The 24,212-nt window shown below is 67.0% G+C and carries 13 protein-coding genes; 6 read left to right on the top strand and 7 right to left on the bottom strand.

Features of this window, described 5'->3' with window-relative positions:
• Positions 1–2: 2 nt before the first annotated feature.
• Genes ACQ4N9_RS13325 through ACQ4N9_RS13310 form a run of 4 tightly spaced genes read right to left on the bottom strand, consistent with a single transcriptional unit; the run spans position 3 to position 3,350 of the window.
• Complete coding sequence (locus ACQ4N9_RS13325; protein ID WP_110996226.1) at positions 3–275, bottom strand: lipid-A-disaccharide synthase N-terminal domain-containing protein; 273 nt, start codon at positions 273–275, stop codon at positions 3–5.
• Positions 272–1,015: a glycosyltransferase family 2 protein gene (locus ACQ4N9_RS13320; RefSeq protein ID WP_347149986.1), complete on the bottom strand. Its 744-nt coding sequence runs from the start codon at positions 1,013–1,015 to the stop codon at positions 272–274. Before ACQ4N9_RS13320 ends, ACQ4N9_RS13325 begins: the two co-directional genes overlap by 4 nt.
• A gap of 35 nt (positions 1,016–1,050) precedes the next feature.
• The gene (locus tag ACQ4N9_RS13315) at positions 1,051–2,025 is read right to left on the bottom strand and encodes an NAD-dependent epimerase/dehydratase family protein (RefSeq protein ID WP_390968713.1); all 975 of its coding nucleotides are present in this window, start codon (positions 2,023–2,025) and stop codon (positions 1,051–1,053) included.
• On the bottom strand, positions 2,013–3,350 hold the full coding sequence (locus ACQ4N9_RS13310) for a UDP-glucose dehydrogenase family protein (protein ID WP_390968715.1): 1,338 nt from the start codon (positions 3,348–3,350) through the stop codon (positions 2,013–2,015). Before ACQ4N9_RS13310 ends, ACQ4N9_RS13315 begins: the two co-directional genes overlap by 13 nt.
• Before the next feature lie 707 nt (positions 3,351–4,057).
• On the opposite strand from ACQ4N9_RS13310, the gene ACQ4N9_RS13305 reads away from it, so the two are divergent.
• The 6 genes from ACQ4N9_RS13305 to ACQ4N9_RS13280 all read left to right on the top strand — a co-directional run bounded on the left by ACQ4N9_RS13305 (position 4,058) and on the right by ACQ4N9_RS13280 (position 13,663).
• A complete protein-coding gene (locus tag ACQ4N9_RS13305; protein ID WP_390968717.1) occupies positions 4,058–7,339 on the top strand; it encodes a non-ribosomal peptide synthetase in 3,282 nt (1,093 codons plus the stop codon).
• A gap of 40 nt (positions 7,340–7,379) precedes the next feature.
• The gene (locus tag ACQ4N9_RS13300; RefSeq protein WP_390968719.1) at positions 7,380–9,044 is read left to right on the top strand and encodes a cyclic peptide export ABC transporter; all 1,665 of its coding nucleotides are present in this window, start codon (positions 7,380–7,382) and stop codon (positions 9,042–9,044) included.
• Between the two features lie 75 nt (positions 9,045–9,119).
• Entirely contained in the window at positions 9,120–11,339 is a 2,220-nt protein-coding gene (locus tag ACQ4N9_RS13295; protein WP_390968721.1) for a TonB-dependent siderophore receptor, read from the top strand.
• Positions 11,340–11,503: 164 nt separating this feature from the next.
• Positions 11,504–11,812, top strand: a complete 309-nt coding sequence (locus ACQ4N9_RS13290) for a hypothetical protein (protein ID WP_390968723.1) — start codon at positions 11,504–11,506, stop codon at positions 11,810–11,812.
• Positions 11,812–13,359 carry a PepSY-associated TM helix domain-containing protein gene (locus ACQ4N9_RS13285; protein ID WP_390968725.1) on the top strand — a complete coding sequence of 516 codons (1,548 nt, stop codon included), beginning with the start codon at positions 11,812–11,814 and terminating at the stop codon, positions 13,357–13,359. The genes ACQ4N9_RS13290 and ACQ4N9_RS13285 overlap by 1 nt, the downstream gene beginning before the upstream one ends.
• On the top strand, positions 13,352–13,663 hold the full coding sequence (locus tag ACQ4N9_RS13280; RefSeq protein ID WP_390968727.1) for a DUF3325 family protein: 312 nt from the start codon (positions 13,352–13,354) through the stop codon (positions 13,661–13,663). The genes ACQ4N9_RS13285 and ACQ4N9_RS13280 overlap by 8 nt, the downstream gene beginning before the upstream one ends.
• Positions 13,664–13,705: 42 nt before the next feature.
• Here ACQ4N9_RS13280 and ACQ4N9_RS13275 read toward each other — a convergent pair whose 3' ends face one another.
• From ACQ4N9_RS13275 to ACQ4N9_RS13265, 3 genes are read right to left on the bottom strand one after another with little or no spacing between them, the layout of a single operon-like run.
• The gene (locus ACQ4N9_RS13275) at positions 13,706–18,331 is read right to left on the bottom strand and encodes an amino acid adenylation domain-containing protein (protein ID WP_390968729.1); all 4,626 of its coding nucleotides are present in this window, start codon (positions 18,329–18,331) and stop codon (positions 13,706–13,708) included.
• Between the two features lie 56 nt (positions 18,332–18,387).
• Positions 18,388–19,440, bottom strand: coding sequence for a TauD/TfdA family dioxygenase (locus ACQ4N9_RS13270; RefSeq protein ID WP_390968731.1), 1,053 nt, complete (start codon positions 19,438–19,440; stop codon positions 18,388–18,390).
• A 3-nt stretch (positions 19,441–19,443) separates the two neighbouring features.
• The gene (locus ACQ4N9_RS13265) at positions 19,444–24,210 is read right to left on the bottom strand and encodes an amino acid adenylation domain-containing protein (RefSeq protein ID WP_430933022.1); all 4,767 of its coding nucleotides are present in this window, start codon (positions 24,208–24,210) and stop codon (positions 19,444–19,446) included.
• Positions 24,211–24,212: the final 2 nt, after the last annotated feature.

Genomic DNA, 24,212 nt, shown 5'->3' with positions numbered 1-24,212 from the left:
GGCTATTCCTTCTGCTCTTTGAACCGGGCGATCAACTGCAGGTTGCGCAGGTAGACCAGAAAACCGAAGGCCTGGCCGATGATGAACACCGGGTCCTGGCGGTAGATGGCATAGATCAGCAGCAAGGCGCTGCCGAGCATGCTCAGGTACCAGAAGCCCACCGGGATCACGCTGCGGCGTTTGTACTCGCTGTACAGCCACTGCAGCACGAAACGGCCGGTGAACACGGCCTGGCCGGTGAAGCCGAGGATCAGCCAGAGGGTTTCGCGGGTCATCCTTCGAGCTCCTGCGGGCGGGTGTCCAGGCGGGTGCGCCGGATCAGCCACCAGACCCCGAACAGGTCGAGAATGCCGACCAGGGCACGGTCCAGGTTGCCGTACTTGGAGGTGCCGGCGTGGCGTGGCCGGTGATTCACTGGGTGCACCAGCATGCGGCCGTTGTGGCGCAGGATCAGCGCCGGGATGAAGCGGTGCATATGGTCGAAGTAGGGCAGGCGCAGAAACGCCGCGCGCTCGATCAGCTTCAGCCCGCAACCGGTGTCTGGGGTGGCATCCTTGAGCAGGCGGCTGCGCAGGCCGTTGGCGAAGCGCGAAGCCCAGCGTTTGCTGGCGGTGTCGCGGCGGTTGACCCGGTGCCCGGCCACCAGCTTGATGCCACCGGCCAGGTCTTCGCTGGCACGCACCAGCGCGAGCATCCCAGGGATATCCGCCGGGTCGTTCTGGCCGTCGCCATCCAGGGTCGCCAGCCACCGACCACGGGCCGCCTGGGCGGCGTGCCAGAGCGAAGTGCTCTGGCCCAGGGAGCGTTCATGGTGGAGGATGCGCAGTTGTTCAAAGCCCTGGGTACGCAGTTGCTGCAGCACGACCAGGGTCGGGTCGCTGCTGCCGTCATCCACCACCAGCACCTCGTAGCGCTCGCCTTGCAGCGCGTTGCGGATTTCCGCCAGCAGCGCCGGCAGGTTTTCAGCTTCGTTCTTTGCCGGAATCAGTACCGAAAGGTCGATCTGTTCAGTCATCGGGCCTACCTGTGTTCTTGTTGTGAATGCGGGGTTCAGATCCGGTAGAAGTCCCGGTACCAACTGACGAATTGGCCGACGCCGTGTTCCAGCGAGACCCTGGGGGTGTAGTCGATCCAGTGCGCCAGTGAGCTGATGTCCGCCCAGGTCTCCAGCACGTCGCCGTCCTGGAAGGGCAGGTAATCACGCGTTGCCGGGATGCCCAGGGCCTGTTCCAGGCACTCGACGAATTGCAGCAGCCTGACCGGCTGGCCGCGGCCGATGTTGAACAGCTGGCAGGGCGGTTGGCCTGCGGCCGGCTGTGGTGGTTTGCCGCGCAGGCGCTGGATGCTTTCGACGATGTCGCCGATGTAGGTGAAGTCCCGTGCCATCCGGCCGTGGTTGTAGACCTCGATGGGCCGGCCTTCGAGCATGGCCTGGGTGAACTTGAACAGCGCCATGTCCGGGCGGCCCCAGGGGCCGTAGACGGTGAAGAAGCGCAGGCCGGTGGCGGGGATGCGGTACAGGTGCGCGTAGGTGTGCGCCATGAGCTCATTGGCGCGCTTGCTCGCGGCGTACAGCGAGACCGGTTGTTCCACCGGGTCGTCGACGCTGAACGGCAGCTTGGCGTTGGCGCCATACACCGAACTGCTGGAGGCATAGATCAGGTGGCCGGTGGGGTGTCGGCGGCAGGCTTCGAGGAGGTTGAGAAAACCGATCAGGTTCGCCTGGCCATAGGCCCCTGGGTTGTCCAGCGAATAGCGCACCCCGGCCTGGGCCGCCAGGTGGATGACCTCACTGAAGGGCTGCCTGGCGAACAGCTGGAGCAGGGCATCCGGCTCGGCGATGTCCAGCCGCTGGAAGCAAAAGTTCGGCCAGCGGGCCAGCTGTTGCAGGCGCGCCTGCTTGAGCTCGACGCTGTAATAGCTGTTGAGGTTGTCGATGCCGACCACCTCCAGGCCTTCCTGGCACAGGCGCTGGGCGAGGTGATAGCCGATGAAGCCGGCGACGCCGGTGATCAGTACGGGCATGGCAGCGGCACCTGGCCACGGCCGATGCCGTAGTAAGTCAGGCCGGCGGCGGCCATGTGCTCGGGCTCGAACAGGTTGCGCCCGTCGAACACCACCCGGTCGGCCAACAGCTGCGGTACCTGGTCCAGGTTCAGCACCCGGTAGTCCTGCCACTCGGTGACGATCACCAGCGCATCGGCGCCCTGCAGCGCATCGTCCTTGCACGGCACCAGCTGCAGGTCGGCACGCTCGCCGTAATGTCGCTGGATCTCCTCCATGGCCTGCGGGTCGTGGGCCTGCACCCGGGCGCCGGCAGCCCACAGGGCTTCGAGCAGGACCCGGCTGGAGGCCTCGCGAATGTCATTGGTATTGGGTTTGAACGACAGCCCCCACAGCGCGAAGACCTTGCCGCGCAGGCCAGCGGGGTAGTGCCGGGCGATCTTGGCGTACAGCCGGTTCTTCTGTCGCGCGTTCACCGACTCGACCGCGCGCAGCAGTTGCGGCTCGAAGCCTTCGGCTTCGGCGCATTTGCTCAGGGCCTGCAGGTCCTTGGGGAAGCACGAGCCGCCAAAACCGCAGCCGGGGTAGATGAAGTCGTAGCCGATGCGCGGGTCCGAGCCGATGCCACGGCGGACCATCTCGATATCCGCGCCCAGGTGCTCGGCCAGGTTGGCCATTTCATTGATGAAGGAAATCTTCGTCGCCAGCATGCAGTTGGCGGCGTACTTGGTCAGCTCGGCGCTGCGCGCATCCATGACCATGAGCTTTTCCCGGTTGCGGCAGAACGGCAGGTACAGTTCGCGCAGCAGCTCAAGCTCGGCCGGCCCGGCGCCACCGATGATGATGCGCTCCGGGCGCATGCAATCGTCGACCGCCGAACCTTCCTTGAGAAATTCCGGGTTGCTGATCACCCGATAGTGCTCGGCATTGGCGACAGCCTGGCGGATGCGCGCCTTGATGCGGTCGACCGTGCCGACCGGCGCGGTGGACTTGTTGACGATGACCTTGGGGCCGTCAGCATGTTCAAGGATGTTGTCGACCACCGCGAACACATGCTTGAGGTCGGCGCTGCCGTCGGCCAGGGGCGGGGTGCCGACCGCGATGAACTGCAAGGGGGCGAAATGGGTCGCCCTGGCGGCGTCGGTGGTGAAACTCAGGCGGCCACAGGCCAGGTTCCGTTTCAGCAGTGACGCAAGGCCCGGCTCGTAGAGCGGGCAATGGCCCTGGCTCAAGGTGGCGATCCGCTCGACGTCAACGTCCATGCACAGCACCGAATGCCCCACCTGGGCCAGGCATGCCGCCTGGACGAGCCCCACATAACCCGTACCGAAAACCGTAACCTTCATCTTGCAGCTCCATGACCGAATCCGGGCAGGCCGTTACCCATGCCGAGGTACCTGGTAAGCAGGCTGAAAAAAAATGTCACAGTCTTGTTTAAGGTTTGTTACTGCATCCGGCGTACGGCGGGTTACTAAGCGCGCGCCCCCGTCGGCGGCCAACAGATTTTGCAATGGAGAGAAATGAAGGACTTAGATGCGTGTGAGAACTGAACCTGAACTGGCAAGGCCCATAGAAACTTAAACGCTCGTTCAGGGGGGGAGTAAATCTAAACCAGAAAATCCCGCGCTGCGGTGTTACAGCTCAGAGAACCCGAACCCTCCGATTTTGTGGACGATGAACTGCCAGAGGTCGTAGCGAGCAAGGTTGTCGACTTCCTCAGTAAAGGCGGCCAGTCACAACCATTTTTCTCGCTGGCTCTTTCAAGGACTAAGGCCTGACTGATTGGGAAACCCGCTGAGGCTCTGCTGCAGCGGGTTTTTTTGGGGCCCGGCCCGGTCGAGGCGGCGGCCTTGTCCTGTGAGCTCTTGCGCTGGGCGATCGCAATAGCCCCGCGAACCTTGCCAGCTAACAGACGGGCGCTGACGTCATTAAGTGCCGCAACTTGCTGGAAGCAGGGATGGTAGAACGCCTTAATTGACATCAATTATCATTTGCGAATAAGATCCCGCGCACTCAATCTCCAGTCGGTTTTTACAAGGGAATTCGAACACCGATGGACAATCTCGATGACGCGTTACTTGCCCTGCTGCAGAGCGATGCCCAGGCACAGCCAGACCCTCTGGTGATGCGTGCCCATGACGGCCCGCAACTTCTTTCATTCGCGCAGCAGCGCCTGTGGTTCTTGCAGCGCCTGGCACCGCTTTCCACGGCTTATAACCTTACCCGCGCTTTTATCTTCAACGGTGTGTTGAATGCCCAGGCCTTGCGCCAGGCATTCACCGCGTTGGTCGAGCGGCACGGCGTACTGCGCACACGCTTCATCGAAATAGATGGCGAGCCGCGCCAGGAGATGCTGGCCAGCGCCGCGTTCTTCCTGCACGAGCGTTCCTGCCCGGACGTGGCCGAGGCTGAGCGGCACGACCATCTGCAGGGCCTGCTGGGCATCGAGGATGGCTTCGCCTTCGACCTCTCCCAGGCCCCCTTGCTCAAGGTCGAGCTGATCCGCTACGGCGTAGCCTGCCACGGGCTGTTGCTCAAGATGCACCACATCGTCAGCGACGCCTGGTCCAACCCGATCCTGGTGGCCGACCTGGCCAGCGCCTATGCCCAGGCGTTGCGCGGCGACACCCCGCGCCTGCCGTCGTTGCCGGTGCAATACATCGATTACGCGCTGTGGCAGCGTGAGCGCCTGGGTGGCGCCGCGCCCCAGGCCGACCTGGATTACTGGAAGCACTATCTGGGCAGCCAGGTGCCGGTGCTGGAACTGCCCACCGATTTCCCGCGCCCGGCGCAGCAAGGCCTGCGCGGGCAGCGTCTGCGTTGGCAATTGCCAGCGGCGCAGGCCGAGCAGGTCCAGGCCTTCTGCCGCGGCAATGGCAGCAGCGCCCTGGTGATCCTGCTGGCGGCCTGGCAGGTGCTGCTGGCACGCTACAGCGGCCAGCAGGTCTTCGCGGTCGGCGTGCCCCATGGCGGACGCAACCATGAAGCGCTCGACGAGCTGCTGGGCTTTTTCGTCAACACCCTGGTCTACCGCGTTGAGCTCGGCCCGCAGCTGACCGGCCGCGCGCTGTGCGAACGCCTGCGCCAGGAATCGCTCGATGCCCTGCAACACGCCGAGGTGCCGTTCGAGCTGCTGCTCGAACACCTCGACGTCGAGCGCGACGCCAGCCGTACCCCGGTGTTCCAGGCCATGTTCAACCTCAGCAGCGGCGCGGCGGTGAACTTCAGCTTGGCGGGGGGGCAGACCGAGCGGGTCCTGCCGGCGCAGGACAGCGCCAAGTTCGACCTGACCCTGGATGCCGCGGTACGTCCCGACGGTATCTTCTGTGAGCTGGAATACAGCCTGGAGCTGTTCGCGCCAGCGACCATCGAACGCCTCGCGGCCGGCTACAGCCTGCTGCTCGACGGCCTGATGAGCCGGCCCGACGTACCGGTTTGGCAGCTGCCGCTGCTCGATGAGGGCCAGCGCCAGCGGCAGCTCGAACACTGGAACGCCAGCGAGCAGGCGCTGGTACCGGACGAGGACATGCTGGCGCTGTTCGAGCGCCAGGTCGCGGCCGCGCCTCAGCGCTGTGCGCTGATCTGCGGCGAGCAAACCCTGAGCTACGCCGCCCTCGATGCCCGGGCCAACCGCCTGGCCCACTGGCTGGTGGCCAATGGGGTGGGCTGCGACGAGCGGGTGGGGATCTGCCTGGAACGCGAGCCCGACCTGCTGGTGGCGCTGCTGGCGGTACACAAGGCCGGCGGCGCCTACCTGCCGATCGACCCTGGCCAACCGGCCGCGCGCAACAGCGATATCATCAGCCAGGCCAAGCCACGGCTGGTGCTGACCCGGGCGAACCTGCAGCAAGTGGTGGGCAGCACGGCCCGGGTGGTGCTGCTGGAAACCCTGGACGACGCCCTCGCGCTGCTGCCCCACAGCGGCCTCGGGCTACCCGTGCACCCTCGGCAGCTGGCCTACACCCTGTATACCTCCGGTTCCACCGGGCGCCCCAAGGGCGTCGACATCGAGCGTGAGGCGTTCGTCAACTTCCTCCATGGCATCCAGGCCCATGTGCAGATGAGCGCTGCCGACCGGCTGTTGGCGGTGACCACCCTGGGCTTCGATATCGCCGGGCTGGAGCTGTTCCTGCCGCTGGTGCATGGCGCCACCGTGGTATTGGCCAGCCGTGCGGACAGCCTCGATCCGGGTGCATTGCTCGGCTTGATGCAGCGCCATGGCGTCAGTGTCATGCAGGCCACGCCAGCCACCTGGCAGATGCTGGTCGAGCACGACTCGCCGGCCTGGGCCGGGCTGCGCCTGCTGTGTGGCGGCGAGGCGCTCAAGGCCGAGCTGGCCGAGCGCCTGTTGGCGCGCCAGGTGAGCCTGCTGAACGTCTATGGCCCGACCGAAACCACCGTGTGGTCAGCCGTGCAGGCCGTCGAACAGGTGAGCCGCGCGATCCTGCCGATCGGCCGGCCACTGGCCAACAACCGTCTGTATGTGCTTGACGAATACCTCGAGCCGCAGCCGGTGGGTGTGGCCGGCGACCTCTACATCGGCGGCGCCGGCGTGGCCCGTGGCTATGCCGATCGGCCAGAGCTTACGGCTGCGGCCTTCGTGCCCAATCCCTTCGCCCAGCCTTCGGCGCCGGGGGCGCAGGCCGGCAGCCGGCTGTACCGCACCGGCGACCGGGCGTGCTACCGCGACGATGGCAGCCTGGAGTTCCTTGGGCGCAGCGACTTTCAGGTCAAGCTGCGCGGTTTCCGTATCGAACTGGGCGAGATCGAAAGCGCGCTGGTGGCACTGCGGGGTGTCTCCCAGGCGGTGGTCGTGCTGCGTCGGGCACCGGCTGGCCAGGACTTGCTGGTGGCTTATCTGTGCCACGGCGCGGGCGAGTTCGATAGCGCCTGGGCACAGCAGCAACTGCGCCAGTGCCTGCCGGCCTACATGGTTCCGAGCGCGTTCGTGGTGCTGGCCAGCCTGCCCCTGAACGCCAATGGCAAGGTCGACCGCAAGGCCTTGCCCGAGCCCGAATGGGCGGGCGCCGACGACGCCAGCGACGAGGCCTTGGCCGGGCCGTGGCAGGAGGGCCTGGCACAGATCTGGCGCGAGGTGCTCGGCATCTGGCCGATCGCCCCCCGCGCCGAGTTGTTCCGCCTGGGCGCGCAATCGCTGCAACTGGTGAGGATCCAGGCACGCATCCGCCAGCACTTCGCCTGCGAGGTCGCCCTGGCCCAGTTGTTCGCCAACCCGGTGCTGGCCGACATGGCGGCGCTGATCGAACAGGCTTGCGCCACGCCGGTTGTCGATGAACTGGCCGAGATCGAAAAACTGTTGCTCGCCTTCGAGTGAACCATTTGGGCCATTGCACAGGCCACCCTGAGGATTTCGCATGACCCTGTTCCTATCACTGCTCAAGCGTCATCGCGCTCTGCTCAGCCTGGGCCTGCTGGCCAGCCTGATCAGCGCGGCGGCCGGCATCGGGCTGATCAACGAGATCAACCGCCTGATCGCCGGCAGCGTCAGCATGAACCCGGCCCTGGGGGCCAAGTTCTTCGGCCTGCTGGTGCTGCTGTTCGGTTGCGGTTTCGGCTCCCAGGCGTTGCTCACGGCCCTGGGCCACCGGGTGGTCTATGAGCTGCGCCTGCAGATGGTCAAACGCCTGCTGGACACCTCCATCGAGCAACTGGAAAAAATCGGCGAAGCCAGCCTGTACGCGACCCTGAGCAAGGACATCGTCAGTATCGGCCAGGCCTTCAACCGCATGCCGTTCGTGTTCTACAACCTGGTCCTGATGCTGGGCGGCTGCCTGTACATGGCCTGGCTGTCGTGGCAGTTGCTGGTGATCTGCGCGGTCGGCCTGGGCCTGGGCACTTGGCTGGCCCACGGCTGGTTTGCCAAGATGCGCCAGTTGATGACCCGGGTGCGCGAAACCGACGATCGCCTGTACGCCGCTTACCAGGGCGCCATTGAAGGGCGCTTCGAACTGGCCCTCAACGCCCAGCGCAAGGAGCGCTTCTACGCCCTCGACCTGCAGCCGGCGGCCGAATACGCGCGGCGCAACGAGGTGCACGCCGACCGCTACTGGACCTTGAGCCTGAACTGGACCGTGGCGCTTATCCTCGCCCTGGCCGGCGGGCTGTTTGCCGCGGGCACCTGGCTGGGGGTGAGCAATGGTGTGATCGGCGCATTCGTGCTGGTGCTGATGTTCCTGCGCATGCCGCTCAACGACCTGATCGGCAGCCTGCCGACCCTGGTGGCCGGTAATGTGTCGTTGGCCAAGATCCAGACCCTGGCCTTTGCCGATTACCGCGAAGAGCCCTCGGCCAGCGGCGGCGAGGTCGACAGTGGCCAGCCGATGCTTGAGCTGCAGGGCCTGAGCTACGACTACCCGCACCAGGCCGACGAATACGGTTTCCGCCTGGGGCCGGTGAACCTGAGCATTGCCAAGGGCGAGATCCTGTTCATCGTCGGTGGCAACGGCAGCGGCAAGTCGACCCTGGCCAAGTTGCTCACCGGCCTCTACGAGCCCAGCGCCGGCACCCTGAAGCTGCAAGGCGTGGCAATCACCCCGGCGTTGCGCAACTGGTACCGCGCGCATTTCTCCACGGTGTTCTCCACCTTCTACCTGTTCGAGCGCCTGGTCGGCCCGCAGGGCGATTTCGATCCGCAACTGGCCCAGGCCTGGCTTGAGCGCCTGCGCATGCAGCGCAAGGTCAGCATTGACGCCCAGGGCGGGCTGTCCACCACCCGCCTGTCCCAGGGCCAGCGCAAGCGCCTGGCCCTGCTGGTGGCGCTGGTCGAGGAACGGCCGATCCTGCTGCTCGACGAGTGGGCCGCCGACCAGGACCCGGGCTTCCGGGCGTTCTTCTACCGCGAGCTGTTGCCCGAACTCAAGGCGCAGGGCAAGACCATCATTGCCATCAGCCACGACGACCACTACTTCGCCATCGCCGACCGCGTGCTCAAGTGCGACGGCGGCCAGCTCTATCCCTATGACCATGTAGCCATCGGCACTGCGGCAGGCGCTGCTTCGGCGCTGCCGACGCCGGTGTGACCGGCGCGTGATTTTCGTAGCACAACACTTAAAAAAAATAATGGCTGAAACAGGCCATGCACAGGAGCTTGCGGTATGAGTCACGTTGAAAAGGGGCGGCAGCCGAGCAAGGCGGGGAATTGGCTGTTGGTGCCCCTGGTGAGCAGCAGCATGCTGCTCGCCCCGGCGGTATGGGCCGAGGAAGGCACCGAGGAAAAGGCGCCGCCGGCGTCCATCACGCTGCCTGACCAGACAATCGTCGGCATGCAGACCGAAGCGCCGACGGTCTCGGTAGGCACCAAGGTGCCGCTGCGCCTGAAGGAAGTGCCGCAGACCATCAACGTCATCGGCCAGGAACGCATCCAGAAGCAGAACCTCTACACCCTCGAGGATGCCCTGGGCAAAGTGGGCGGTGTGACCGTGCAGCGCATCGACGCCAGCCGCCTGAGCTTCTTCTCGCGCGGTTTCGAGATCACCTCGCTACAGTTGGACGGCACGCCGACCACCATGGACAACCGGATCTTCCTGTCGCCGGACCTGACCATGTACGACCGCGTCGAAGTCCTCAAGGGGCCATCCGGCAGCCTGACCGGCGCCGGTGGTTCGGGTGGCAGCATCAACCTGGTGCGCAAGCGCCCGCAGGCTGACGCGGCGGTATCGGCCGAAATCAGCGCAGGCTCCTGGGACGCCTACCGTGGCATGGTCGATGTCACCGGCCCGTTGACCGAATCCGGCAACATCCGTGGCCGCCTGGTGCTCAGCGAGAACAAGACGGCTTTCCCCTACGATGGCAGCGGCAAGCGTGAGACGAACCAGGCCTACGGCATCGTCGACATCGACCTGACTCCGGACACCGTCTGGACCATCGGCGCCAGCAACCAGAACACCGACATCCGCGGCGCCCAGCGCTCGCTGCCGGCGTTCCGTTACACCAACGCCGCCGGCGAAGCGGCCATGTCGCTGCCGGACGTCTCGCGCAAGAACTTCTACGGCGCCAACTGGAACCGCGACTACTTCTGGAGCACCTCGGTGTTCACCGAACTCGAGCATCAGCTCGGCGGCGACTGGAAGACCAAGCTGTCGGTGCGCCATGCCGACAACAACTATGACCTGACCCAGGCCTACGCCCGCAATGGCGGTGGCATCGACCCGGCCGACAACCTGGTGTCGATGAATTCGATCATGTTCGACTACCGTGAGAAACAGGACGAAGTCGACCTGTACGCCGACGGTCCGTTCAGCCTGTTCGGCCGTGAACACAAACTGTTGGTGGGGACCAATTATTCGCGTTCGGAGTTCTCGTCCAACGGCGGCTACTTCTCCAGCTTCCTCGGTAATGTGGACCTCTACAACCCACAGCCGAACTTCGGCTACCCGGCGTTCCCCAATGACGACCGCCTGCCGACCAACGTCGCCAACACCCGCTCCAAGGCGGTCTACGGCAACATGCGCATCAGCCTGGCCGACCCTCTGACCCTGGTGCTCGGCGGCCGTGTCACCTGGCTCGACATGCACCGCAGCCAGCACCAGCCCGAGGCTGGCTCGCCGTCGGAAAAGACCAGCCAGAGCGAATCGCAGAAATTCACCCCGTTCTACGGGCTGATCTACGAGCTGAACGACAACTACTCGCTGTACGCCAACTACGCCGAGGTGTTCAACCCGCAGCCGGTCAGCAACCTTGACATCAACAACAGCATCATCGCGCCGATCGAAGGCAAGCAGCATGAGCTCGGCATCAAGGGTGAGTTCCTCGACGGCGCGGTGAACGCCTCGCTGGCAGCCTTCCAGATCGAGGAAGAGAACCGCGCCATCCCCGACATGAACGACCCGAACTCGCGGGCCGTGGTGGCCGGTGGCAAGGCGCGCACCCGTGGCTACGAGATGGAAGTGAGCGGGCAGATGACGCCTGACTGGTTCCTCACCGCCAACTTCACCCACACCTACAAGCGCTACGACAGCCCCAACGAGCAGCTGCAGACTTACCTGCCGAAAAACATGCTGCGGGTCTGGACCCTGTACAAATTGCCTGGCGAGCTTGAAAAGTGGAGCGTGCAGGGCGGCGTGAGCGTTGTCAGCGAAACCTACAACAAGCTGTACGTGCCTGGCATCGACATGGACGGCACCAAGCTGCAGCAGAGCGGCTACGCGCTGTACGACGCGGGTATTGGCTATCAGGTCAACGAGCACCTGTCGGCGGACCTGCTCGGTACCAACCTGGCCAACAAGAAGTACTACCAGCGCATCAATACCTTCCAGGACGGGAACATCTTCGGTGATCCCCGCGCGGTATCCTTGACCCTGCGCGCCAAGTTCTGACGCGCGACAGCAGCGGCGCCGCCCGGCATACTGCGCCGGCACCGCTGCTGTGCACCATGGCCCGGCAGACACGCCCCCACAGATGAGCCGCTGATTCAGCTGGGCCGCTGCGGGGGCGAACTTTTTGAGGCGTTGAATCACCGCGAAGGAACAAGGAGAACAGGGTGAAACAATCGGCGTCACTCAAGGCAGGCGCACGGGGCCGACAGCGCGGGGTGTGGCTGCTGCTGGCCCTGCTGCTGGCCTACCTGTTCATCTGGCCACTCAGCGCCCTGGCCGCGCTGGCCCTGGCATGGCTTGGGCAAGCACCCAGCGAGGCGGTGCTGAGCAGTTCGATCGCCGCCTTCGTGCTCTACCCGCCACTGGTGCTCTGGTTGTTGAGCGCGCGGCGGGTGCTGCGCAACAGCCTGTGGCTGGCCGGCGTGTCGCTGGCGATGCTGGCCTCACTGCGTGCGCTGGTGGGGGCGGGCTGATGTTCGACAGTGTCCGCCAGGCCATGCTGTGGGCGCACCGCGTGCTGGGCCTGGGGTTTTCCGCGTTGTTGCTGATCGCGTTTTTCATGGGCAGCCTGGCGTTGTACGACCGCGAGCTGGACAGCTGGATGCTGCCGGCACTGCGGGTGGCGCCGGCGCCCGCGCCGCTCTCGCTGGACCAGCAGGTGCTACCCCGGGTGGCCGACCTGAGCGAGGGCAAGGCGCTGCTGCAGTGGTATGTCGAGCTGCCCGACGCGCGCCGCCCGCTTATGCGTTTTCAGGCCTGGAGCGTCGAGCGCGAAGGCTTCAACCGCTTCCTGCTGCCTGGCAACGACGGCGTGCTGGCCGCCGCCGGTAGCCGCGGCGGCGACTTTTTCTACCGTCTTCATTACACCCTGAACATCAATGCCTGGAACCTCGGTGCCCGGCTGTTGGGCCTGGCCGCGATGGTCGGGCTGATTGCCCTGATTGCCGGCGTATGCATCCATGCGCGGCTGTTCCAGGACCTGTTCACCTTGAGGGCCGACAAGGCCCCCCGTCGGTTGCTCGACCTGCACAACCTGACCGGTGTATTCGCCTTGCCGTTTCATGCGTTGATCCTGCTGAGCGGCCTGCTGATCCTGTTCCCGCTGTACCTGCCGGCGGCCATCGATGCGTTGTATCCGGGCCAGGCCGGGCAGTTCGCGGTGCAGGCCAACGCCGCCTTCAGCCGCCCGGCGTCGGGCACCCCGGGGCCATTGGCCTCGCTCGACGGCATGCTGGCCCAGGCCCGCCAGCAATGGGGGGGCGGCGCGCCTGCGTTCGTCAGGGTCTGGCACCCCGGTGACGCCAATGCCTATGTCGAGGTCAGCCGCAGCCTGGCCGACCGCCTGAGCCTGGACGGCCAGACCCTGTACTTCGACGCCGCCAGCGGGCGGCTGCTGCATGAATCGCGGCTGCCGCCCGCGGCCGCGACCCTGGATGTGCTGGCCGGTCTGCACGTGGCGCACTTCCATCAGCCCGGCTTGCGCGCCCTGTACTTTTTCGCAGGCCTGAGTGGTTGCGTGATGCTCGCCAGCGGCCTGCTGTACTGGCTGGCCAAGCGCCGCCTGCAACAGCCTGCCCAGGATAAGGGTGGGATGTCGATGACCCTGCTGTGCAGCGTGCTGATCACCGGCATGCCCCTGGCCACCTTGGCCATGCTGGTGGCCAACCGTTGGTTGCCGGAGGCCGTGAGCGGGCGTGCCGACTGGGAGGTGCGGGTGTTCTTGGCCGCCTGGTTACTGGCCGGTCTGCACGCGTTGTGGGGGATCTGTCGTTGCGCGCAGGCCCGCGCGCCATGGGCGGCCCAATGCCTGGCGATCAGCGTACTGGCGCTGTTGGCCGTGGTGTCCAACGCTTGGAGTACCGGCGATCATCCATGGCGGGCGCTCAGCCAGGGGTTGTGGGCAGTGGCCGGTGTCGATCTGGCCCTGCTGGCTTGCACCCTACTGGCCGGCAGCCTGGGCTGGCGCCTGCGGCGACGGGCTGCGCCTGGGCACAGGTTGGCGGAGGTCAAGGATGCCTGAGTGGCTGGCGAGTTTGGGCGGGCTGAGTTTGCAGACACTGGGCCTGGCGATGCTGGCCCTGAGTCAGGCCGGGCATTGGCGGCAGGTGATGCAGCCACACGCCTTTCCCGGTACGCGTGCCTTACGCCTGTCAGCGCTGCTGGTATCGAGCTTGGCATGGCTGGTGATGCAGGCCGGCCTGGGGCTGGCGATGGGGACGTTGTTCTGGGTACTGGCGCTGGTGCCCTGCGGCCTCGGCGTGAGCGTGTTGCTGTACTGGCGCAAGGCCTGGTTGCACCGGCTGGGCCGGTGCTTTTGCCGCTGAGCCCGCGCGCTGGCCTGGGTCCGGCCAGCGCGCGGGTCAGGGTCAGGCGTGGCGGTAGCGGCTCAGCACGTTCAGCAGGTCGTCCAGGCGGGGGTTGAGGAACACCAGGTGGGCCGGTACCTGGGTGCCCCACAGCTGTTGTACGCGGGCACACAGCAGCACGGCCTTGAGCGAGCTGCCGCCCACCTCGAAGAAATGCGCCTGCTCATCCAGCGTTGGCAGCTCCAGCACCTCGCGGAGCAGTTGCGCCACCTGCTCGCGGGCGTCGGGTTGCTGCCCGGCGTGTGCCGTTGGCTGTGGCCGCAGGCGTTGCACCAGGGCCTCGAACGACGGTGCCGGCTGGCCGGGCAGGGCTTCGAGCAGGGCCTGCAGGTCCTCGCCAAGCGCCTCGATGCTGGCGTGCTCGAACAGGTCGGTGCTGTAGGTGAAGGTGGCGATCAGCCCCTGTTCACGCTCGCTGACATCCAGCATCAGGTCGAACAGCGTGCTGCGTTTGCCATGGTCTTCGTTCAGCGGCTCGATGCTCAGGTCGCCGAACGCCGACGAACGCAGGTTGCGCTCCTGGTGCAGGTCGAACATCACCTGCAGCAGCGGCGCGCTGTGCTGCTGGGCGCCGGGCAGGGCCTGCAACAGTTGCTCGAACGGCAGGTCCTGGTTGGCATGGGCGTGCAGCAAGTTGTCGCGCACCTGGTGCAGCACGCTGTCGAAGTGCGGGTTGCCGGCCAGGTCGGTGCGCAGCGCCAGGGTGTTGACGAAGAAGCCGACCAGCCCCTCCAGCTCCTGGTGATGGCGGTTGGCAATGGGGATGCCGATGCGGATCGCCGATTGCTGGCTGTGGCCTGCCAGCAGCACGTTGAATGCTGCCAGCAAGGTCATGAACAGCGTGCAGCCCTGTTCGCGGCTGTAGGCGTGCAGGGCCTGGGCCAGTTGCGGGCCAAGCACCAGGCTGTGTTCGGCGCCACGGTGGCTGGGCAGGGCCGGACGCGGCAGCATGCACGGCAGTTGCAGCAGGCTGCGGTCCTCACCCAGGTGCTCCAGCCAGAAGTCCAGCTGCGGCTTGAGCGCCGCCTGGCTAAGCTCGCGGCGCTGCCATTGGGCGAAGTCGGCGTACTGCAGTTGCGGCTCGGCCAACGGCGAGGGCTGGCCATGGCTGAAGGCGCTGTACAGGGCGATCAGCTCGCGGGTGAACACGCGCATCGACCAGCCATCGAAGGCGATATGGTGCAGGGTCAGCCACAGCACGTGTTCGTCGGCTGCCAGGCGCACCAGGCCGGCGCGCAGCAGTGGCCCGTGCGCAAGGTCGAAGCGGTGCGCGGCCTGGGCCTGTAGTTCCTGGCGCAGGCGCTGGCTGCGCTGCGCGTCAGGCAGACGGCTCAAGTCGATCAGGCCCAGGGCGAAGTCCTCGGCCGCTTGTACCTGCTGCACCGGCCGGTCACCGTCCAGGGCGAAGGTGGTGCGCAGGCTTGCATGGCGCTGCAGCAGCACGCTGAAGCTGCGCTCCAGGGCCGGCAGGTCGAGGGCGCCGCGCAGGCGAACCGCCTCGGGCACGTTATAGGTGGTGCTGCCTGGGTGCAGGCGGTCGAACAGCCACAGGCGCTCCTGGGCGTAGGACAGCGGCAGTGGCGCTTCGCTGTGGTGCGCACGGATCGGCGGCAGCGTCGAGGTCTCGGCCCGCGGCAGGGCCTGGTCGGCGAATGCGCCCAGGGTCGGGTGCTGGAACAGCGCCCGCACCGGCACTTCGAGGCCCTGGCTGCTGCGCAGGCGCGAAACCAGGCGGGTGGCGGTCAGCGAGTGGCCGCCGAGCTCGAAGAAGTTGTCATCCAGCCCCACCTGTTCAACGCCGAGTACCTCGGCCCACAACGCCGCCAGCGTGGCTTCGCGCTCGGTGCCCGGCGCCCGGTAGCTGGCCCGGCGTTCACGCACCGGTGCCGGCAAGGCCTTGCGGTCGAGTTTGCCGTTGGGGGTCAGGGGGAAGGCCGCGAGCATCACATAGGTTTTCGGCACCATGTGCTCCGGCATGTGCAGGCCCAGGTGCGCCTGCAGTGCGGTGGCACCCGGGCAGGCATCGCGGGCGACAACGTAGGCGACCAGTTCGTTGTCACCACTGTCGTTGGCGCGTGCCACCACGGCGGCCTCGCGCACGCCTGGGTGGGTCAGCAGGCGTGCTTCGATCTCGCCCAGCTCGATGCGGAAGCCGCGAATCTTCACCTGGTCGTCGATACGCCCGAGGAACTCGATGTTGCCCTCGGCGTTGACCCGGCCCAGGTCACCGCTGCGGTACAGCAGGCTGCCGGCCGGGTTCAGCGGGTTGTTCAGGAAGCGCTCGGCGCTGAGGTCGGGGCGGCCCAGGTAGCCTTGGGTGATGCCAGCGCCGCTGAGATAGATTTCGCCGCTGACGCCGGCCGCCACCGGGCGCAGTTGGGCGTCGAGCACGTACAGCTGCATGTTGGCGATGGCTTTGCCGATCGGCAGCACGCCGTGTTCGTCACCCCGGGCGCGGTAGTAGCTGCACCACACGGAGCCCTCGGTCGGCCCGTACTCGTTGTACAGCTGGGCCTGGGCGCACTGCTGCCGGTGCTGGCGGGCCAGGCTGGCCGGACAGGCTTCACCGGCGACAATGGCGCAGCGCAGGTTGCCCAGCTGATCGGCGGCCTGTTCCAGCACCTGCCCGTACAGCGACGGCAGCATCAGGGTGTGGCTGATCTGCCGGGCGCCGATCAGTCGGCCCAGGGCCAGGGCGTCCTGCACCTGGTCGTCCTGGGGCAGGCACAGTTCGCCGCCTTGGGCCAGGGTCCAGAACAGCCCGGCCACCGAGCTGTCGAAGGCCAGCCCCGATACCAGCAGGAAGGCTTGCAGCGGCTCTTGATAGGCAAGCAGGCGCGCGGCGGTAGAGTGCACCGCATTGCGGTGCGACACCATCACGCCCTTGGGTCGGCCGGTGGAACCGGAGGTGAAGATCAGGTAGGCCAGGCTGTCGCCGTCGCTCACCGGCTCCGGGCGCTGCGTGGGCAGTTCATGCTCGGCGAGGCGGTCGAGCCACAGGGTGCGGTAGTCGCCTTTGGGCAGGCGTGGTTCCAGGCTGCTCAGGCTCAGCAGCAGGGTGGCGCGGGTCTGCTCAAGCACGTCGCTCAGGCGCTCGGCCGGGTAGCTCGGGTCCAGCGGCAGGTAAGCGCCGCCGGCCTTGAGGATGCCGAGGATACCGACGATCGCGTCGAGGCCGCGACCCATGAACAGGCCCACGGCCTGCCCGGGGGCCAGGCCGGCGTTGCGCAGCTGGTGTGCCAGCTGATTGGCCCGCGCCTCCAGTGCCTGGTAGCTCAGGTGCGCATCGCCGTGGCGCACGGCGATGGCTTCTGGCCGGGCGGCAACCTGTTGTTCGAACAGCTGGTGCAGCAGCGCCGGGGTCTGCTGCTGCACCTCGGTGCGGTTCAACGCCGCGAGCCAGTCCTGGTGTGCGGCACTGATGCCTGAGGCTTCGCCCAGTGGGTGCTGGCTGGCGGCGCTGGCTTGCAGGGTGAGGGTGAGGAGCTGGTCGAGCAGCAGCCCGGCGGCGTCGGCGTCCAGGCGGGCGGCATCGTAGTGCAGGTTGAAGGCGAAGCCTTCGGGCTGTTCCAGGACTTCCAGCAACAGGCTGTGGGCGCAGGCTTCACCGTGCACCGCCAGCACCGGCCAGGCCGAGGCCAGCGGTTGGCGAAGGCTGAAGCCGAAAGGCGTGTTCTGGGCCTGGGCCGGCCATTCTTCCTGCCAGGTGCGCGCCTGTTCGAGCAATTGGATGAAGCCGGGGAGGGCGTTGGCCAGGGTGTCCTGGTCATCCGGCGCCAGGTGCAGTGGCAGGCGTTTGCCGTAGGGACCCTGGGCGTTCGCGGTGGCGCTGTTGCGACCATCGTGGGCCCAGCCCAGCAGGACCTGGGGTTGACCCAGGTGGCGCTTGAGCAGCAGTGCCCAGCACCAGCCGAACAGCGCCTCGGCCGAGGCGCCAAGCCCGGCCAGGGCGCTGCCGATGTGGTCCTGGAAGGCCGCGTCCGGGGTGCGCGCAAGGCAGGCTGGCTGTGCCGGCAGTGCGGCCTCGCCGCGCTGGAAGGGGTGCTGCACCAGGTACTGGTCGGCAGCGTCGGCCTGTTGGCGCTGCCAGAAGGCGCGCCCGGCGTCGCTGTCGCTGCTGCCCAGGTGCTCGAACTGCCATTCGGCGAAGTCGGCGAACTGCACGGCTTCCTCGTCCGCTGGCAGGCCCAGATAGAGTGCCTGCCATTGCTGCAGCAGCAGCTGCAGGGTGGTGTGGTCGGCGTTGGCCGCCGGCAGCGCCAGGCAGGCCCGTGGCGGCGTGGCCTGGGTCAGCGCGACGGCCAGGCTGGCCTCGGCCAATGCGCTGGCCAGCAGGCTGTGCAGGGCGGGCTGAGGCAGGTCGTCGGCGACCTCGCGCCAGTCGATGCGCAGTTGCTCGTCGATGACCTGTACCGGCAGTTGCATGCCGGGGCTGGCCACCAGGCGGGTGCGCAGGATCTCGTGCTGCTCCAGCACCTGCGCGAGGGTCGTTCGCAGGCGGATGAGGTCGGTGCCCTCAGGCAGGCTGAAGGTCAGGAACAGTATGGCGTCGCGTTCGCTGGCATGCGACCAGTGAGCGTTTTGTTGCAGGGCGGGGCGAAAGCCCTCGATGGCGATGCTGGACATGATAGGGAGGCCTTGAATAGGGGGCAGAGTCGAAAACCGTGAACCGTGGGGGCGCGTCAGGACTTGAGCGCCACGTCCGTGCTGTTCAGGGCTTCGGCCATCGACACCAGGATGCGTCGGGGGCTGTCGTACTCGTTGCGTGCGTGCACCGAGAGCATGTTGTCCAGCAGCAGCACGTCGCCGTGGCGCCAGGGGAACTCGGTCATGTGCTGCAGGTAGATACCGCGCAGGTGCTCAAGCACCTGCGGCTCGATCGGGCTGCCGTCGCCATAGAAGGTGTTCTGCGGCAGGTCGTCATCGGCGAAGTCGGCCTGCAGCGCATCGCGCACGCTGGCCGGCAGGGTGCTGACGTGGAAGAAGGTGGCGTGGTTGAACCACAGCGTCTCGCCAGTACGCGGATGGCGCACCAGTGCCGGGCCTACCTGGCGGGTGCGCAGGCGGCCGTCGGCCTTCCACTCGGTCTGGATGCCGACGCTGGCGCAGTAGGCATCCACCTGGGCGCGGTCCTCGGTCTGGAACACGGTTTGCCAGGGCAGGCCGAAGCCGTCGCCATAGTTGCGCACGTACATGATGCCCAGGCGGGCGAAGCGCTCGCGCACCTCGGGGTCGATGGCCTGGCTGATCGCCCGGGTGTCGCCGATCGGCGTTTCGCCTCGCGACAGCGGCGCGATATCGCACCACAGGAAGATCTTCAGCGGGAACACCGGCGAGTAGGAGTGTTCGTTGTGCGGGAAGATCCGCTGGTCCTTGGGGTAGTCGGTGGAGGTGTAGATGTTCAGGCGCGGGTCCACCTGGGTGCGCGGCGAGGCGCGGAATTTGTACTCCAAGGCGCCGCCGGACAGCGCACTGATGCAGTTGTCGAAGGCTTCGGCGTTGTCCACCTGGAAGTTGCGAAACAGCAGTGCGCCGTGTTCGAGCAGCTTGCGCTCGATCAGCTCGCGGTTGGCCTCGGCCCAAGCCACCAGATTGATGCCGGGGCCGGCCGGTTCGCACACGGCGGTGTAGGTGCTGCCTGGGTTGAGCGGGGTGAACCGGACCAGTGCGTCTTCATCCACACGGATGGTCTTGCGGCGCATGCCGCCGAGTTTGGCAATCGCGGGGCTGTTCATGTCTTATCCCTCCATAGAGTCGGTGCTGATGCGGGTGCGACGACGGCTGCTGCCCAGACGGGCCAGGCTCTGTTCGCTGCGTGCGCTCACGTGCTGCATGCGTTGTTCCTGAAGCGTGCGGCGCAGCGGTTCGACGACCGTGTCCACCGGTACTTCAGGGGCCGCCACCAACTGTTCGAGCAGGCTCACGAAGGCGCCGGCAAAGGCTTCGGCGCTGTGGGCTTCGAACAGGTCGGTGCTGTATTTCAGGGTACAGGCCAGGCTGCCCTGGTTTTCTTCCACGCTCAGGTGCAGGTCCAGCTGCGACTGGCCGTGCTCGATGCGTTCGGGCGCGACCGTCAGGCCCGGCAGCTCAAGCGCGCCGTCCGGATGGTTCTGCAGCACCAGCTTGGCCTGGAACAGCGGGTTGCAGGCCAGGCTGCGTGGTGGGTTGAGTACCTCCACCAAGGTATTGAACGGCAGCGCCTGATGGCTGAAGGCTTCCAGCACCTGAGGCCGCAGGCGTTGCAGCAGGCTGTTGAAGCTGGGGTTGCCGGAAACGTCGCCGCGCAGTGCCAGTTGGTTGATGAAGAAGCCCACCAGGCCTTCGGTCTCGCTGTGCTCGCGGTTGGCCACGTCGGTGCCGATCACCGCCTGGGTACGTTCGCTGTGCAGGTACAGGTTCAGTTGCAGCACCCCCAGCAGGCCCATGAACAGCGTGGCGCCATGGTTCAGGCACAGCTGTTTGAGCGCTTGGGACGGGGCCGCGGCAACCTGGAACGACAGCCGCGCGCCCAGGCCGCTGAGCACTTGCGGGCGCGGGCGATAGCTGAACAGCTCCAGCGGCGGCAGGGGCTCGCCCAGGGCCTGTAGCCAATAGCCCAAGTGGGTTTGCTGGGTGCTGTCCAGCTGCTGGCGTTGCCAGGCGGCGTAGTCGCTGTACTGGATCGGCAGCGCCGGCAGGCTCGTCGCGGTGCCGTTCAGGGTTGCGCTGTAGAGCTGGCTGAGCTCGCGTACCAGCACGCCCATCGACCAGCCGTCGGAGACGATGTGGTGCATCACCAGCAGCAGCAGGTGCTGCTGGTCGTCCAGGCGGACCAGGTGCAGGCGCAGCAGCGGTGCCTGGCGCAGGTCGATGGGGCGCGTCGCCAGTTCGATCAGCAGGCGCTTGGCGTGGGCTTCGCGTTCGGCCTCGGGCACCTGGCCGAGGTCATGGCGCTCAAACGGCAGCTCGATAGTGTCCTGCACGGTGACATGCAGGGCACCATCCTGTTCGTGGAAGCTGCTGCGCAGCGCTTCGTGGCGTTGGCCCAGTTGCTGGAAGGCCTGGCGCAGAGCCGGGAGGTCGAGCCGGCCGAGCAGCCGCGCGGCACTGGGGATGTGATAGGCCGCGCTGTCCGGCTGCATGGCTTGTACCAGCCACATGCCCTGCTGGGCATGGGACAGCACCCGGCGGCCACCGGCCGGCAGCGCGGCCAGCGTGATCGGCGCCTGGCGGCCGGGCTCGGCGTGATCCAGCAGCAATGCCAGTTGGGCGATGGTCGGTGCCTCGAACAGGCTGCGCAGGGGCAGTTCCAGGTTCAGCTCCAGGCGGATGCGGGCGACCAGTTGCGCGGCCAGCAGCGAGTGGCCACCGATGGCGAAGAAGTTGTCGTCCATGGCGATCGCCTGCTGCCCCAGCACGTTCTGCCAGAGTGCCAGCAACTGCTGCTCGCGCTCGCTCTGCGGTGCCCGCTGGCTGCTGCCCTGGGCGCTGTAGTCCGGCGCCGGCAGGGCGGCGCGGTTGAGCTTGCCGCCGGGGGTCATGGGCATCTGCGCCAAGGCGACGAACGCTGCGGGCACCATGTAGTCGGGCAACTGCGCGGCCAGGTGCTGGCGCAGTTCGGCGGTGTCCGGGGCTGGCCCGTGGTACACCAGGTAAGCCACCAGGCGGCGGTCGCCGGGGCGGTCCTCGCGCACCAGCGCCAGGGCCTGGCGTACCAGCGGGTGGGTGCGCAGGCGCGACTCGATCTCGCCCAGCTCGATGCGAAAGCCGCGCAGCTTGACTTGCTGGTCGATACGCCCGAGGTACTCGTAGGTGCCGTCGGCCAGGCGCCGGGCGCGGTCGCCGGTGCGGTACATGCGGCTGCCCGGTGGGCCGTAGGGGTCGGGGCAGAAGCGCTCGGCGGTCAGGCCGGGCACGTCGTGGTAGCCGCGTGCGAGCAGCTCGCCGCCGATGCACAGTTCGCCCGGGACGCCCGCTGGCGTGAGGTTGTCGTCGCGGTCCAGCAGATAGTAGGCGCGCCCGCGCAGGGGGGCGCCGATCGGCAGTTGCAGTGGCAGCGGGTCGTGCTGCAGCAGCGCGTTGCAGTCCTGGATGCTGGAGACCACGGTGATTTCCGTGGGGCCATAGATGTTCAGCAGGCGCACTGCGGCCAGGCCGGCCTTGCGCCAGGCATCCAGGCCTGCGCTGGGCATCGCCTCACCGCCGACGCTGACCAGGCGCAGCTCGCCGTAGGCCGCGTGCGGTTGCAGGGCGAAATCCTGGGCCAACTGGAACCAGTAGGCGGTGGTCAGGCAGGCGGCGACGGTGATCCGGTGGCGGTACAGGCGGGCATGGAATTCGCGGCTGTCCCACAGTTCTGGGCCGCGCACCACCAGGGCCGCGCCGCAGACCAGCGGCGGGAACAGCTGGTCGACGAAGCCGTCGAAGTTGAAGGTCGAGAACTGCAGTACCCGGTCGTCGGCCTCGACCCCATAGTAGGCGCGTGCCACTTCACTGTAGCCGGCCAGGGAGCGGTGGGTGACCGCCACGCCCTTAGGCTTGCCGGTGGAGCCGGAGGTGTAGATCACATAGGCCAATTGCTCCCGATGTACCGGGCGTGTGCTCGGCACCCCGACCAGCGCTGGCGCGCTGGCGTCCAGGCGGGTGACGTCCAGGCAGGGGCGCTGGTACGGCGCCATGACAGCCTCGGTATCCGGGGTGACCAGCACCAGGCGGATATCGGCGTCGTCGATCATGTGCGCCAGGCGTTCGCTGGGGAACTGCGGGTCCAGCGGCACGAAGGTCAGCCCGGCATTGAGCGTGCCGAACACCGCGGCGACGATGTCCAGACCGCGCGGCAGGCACAGGCCGATGCGCGCTTCGGCGGGCAGGTCCAGGGCCAGCAGGTGACGGCTGATCAGCTCGACGCGCTGCTGCAGGGTGGCGTAGCTCCAGGTGTCGTCGTCGTGGATCAGCGCGATGCGCTGGGGCTGCTCGGCCGCCTGCGTGGCCAGGCGCAGGTGCACCAGCTCCGGCAGGGGGCCGAGCGCCAGCGAAGCCTGGCAGTCGGCCAGCAGGCGTTGCTGTTGCTCGCCGCTGGTCAGCGGCAGTTGCGCGACGCGTGCCGTGGGCGCCTGCACCAGGCCGTGCAGCAGGGTGGCGTAGCGGTGGGCGTGCGCTGCCAGGGTGGCGTGCTCGAACAGGTCGGCGTTGCCAGTGAAGGTGATTTCCAGGGCGTCGCTGCGCTCGACGACGTTGAGCACCAGGTCGAACTGCGCGCTCAGTTGCTCGCGCTCGATCTCGTCGATGTCCAGGCCGGGCAATTGCAGACGGCGTGGGGTCTTGCCGTCGAGCAGGTTGAACATCACCTGGAACAGCGGGGAGTGCTGCAGCTGGCGCTCAGGCTCCAACGCCTGGACCAGCCGCTCGAAGGGCAGCTGCTGGTGGGCCAGGGCCTGGCGGCGGGTGTGCTCGATGCTGTCGAGCAGGGCGTCGAAGGGCTGGCGGCCATCAAGCTGGCAGCGCAGTACCAGGGTGTTGATGAAGCAACCGATCAGGCCCTCGGTCTCGACCCGGGTGCGGTTGGCCACCGGTACCCCGACGCGCAGGTCGGTCTGCCCGCTGAGGCGGTACAGCAGCACGTTGAAGGCGCCCAGCAGCACGCTGAACAACGTGGTGCCGCGGGCCTGGGCCAGCTCGCGCAGGGCCTGGCACAGTGCCGCGTCGATGTGCAGCGAGTGGCGCGTGCCGCGACCGCTCGGCTGGCGGGGCCGTGGGTGGTCGGTAGGCAGCTCCAGGGTGGGCTGCTCAGTGCCGAGCTGCTCGCACCAGTAGGCAAGGTCGGTCGCCAGCGCGCTGTCGCTGAGACTGGTCTGCTGCCAGACCGCGTAGTCGTGATACTGGATCGGCATGCCTGGCAGGTCGCTGTCGCGGCCTTGCAGGGCGGCGCTGTAGAGGGCGGTCAGTTCCTTGACCAGAATGCCCAGCGACCAGCCGTCGGCGACGATGTGCTGGGCACACAGAATCAGCACGTGCTCATCGGCGTCGAGCCGCGCCAGCAGGCCGCGCAGCGGCGCCTGGCGCAGGTCGAAGGGGCGGTTGCTCTCGCTGTCGATCAGCTGTTGCAGGCGCTCGGTCCGCTGCTCGGCGGGCAGCGCCGAAAAGTCCACCTGGGCCAAGGGCATCGGCAACTGGGCGTGGACGGTCTGGCGGGCCTGGCCGTCGATCTCATCGAAGGTGCTGCGCAGGATCGCGTGGCGGTCGATCAACTGGTCGAAGCTGCGTTGCAGGGCCGCGCTGTCCAGACGGCCACGCAGGTGCAGGGCTGCCGGCATGTTGTAGGCGCTGCTGGAGGGGTCCAGGCGATGCAGGAACCACAGGCGCTGCTGCGCCCACGACAGCGGGTGCGGGCCGGCTTCGCTGGCTGCAACGATCGGCAAGCGGCTGAGGGCGAAGCCTTGCGCAGCCAGGGCAGCGGCGAAGGCTTGGCGTTTTTCCGGGGCGAGCCTGGCGATTCGCTCGGCCAGTTGCTGGGGGTCGAGTTGCATGG

The organism is Pseudomonas sp. ES1, from assembly GCF_050586605.1.
Lineage (GTDB): Bacteria > Pseudomonadota > Gammaproteobacteria > Pseudomonadales > Pseudomonadaceae > Aquipseudomonas > Aquipseudomonas sichuanensis.
The sequence above is the reverse complement of the archived record's forward strand: the minus strand, read 5'-3'. Positions and strand labels throughout refer to the sequence as shown.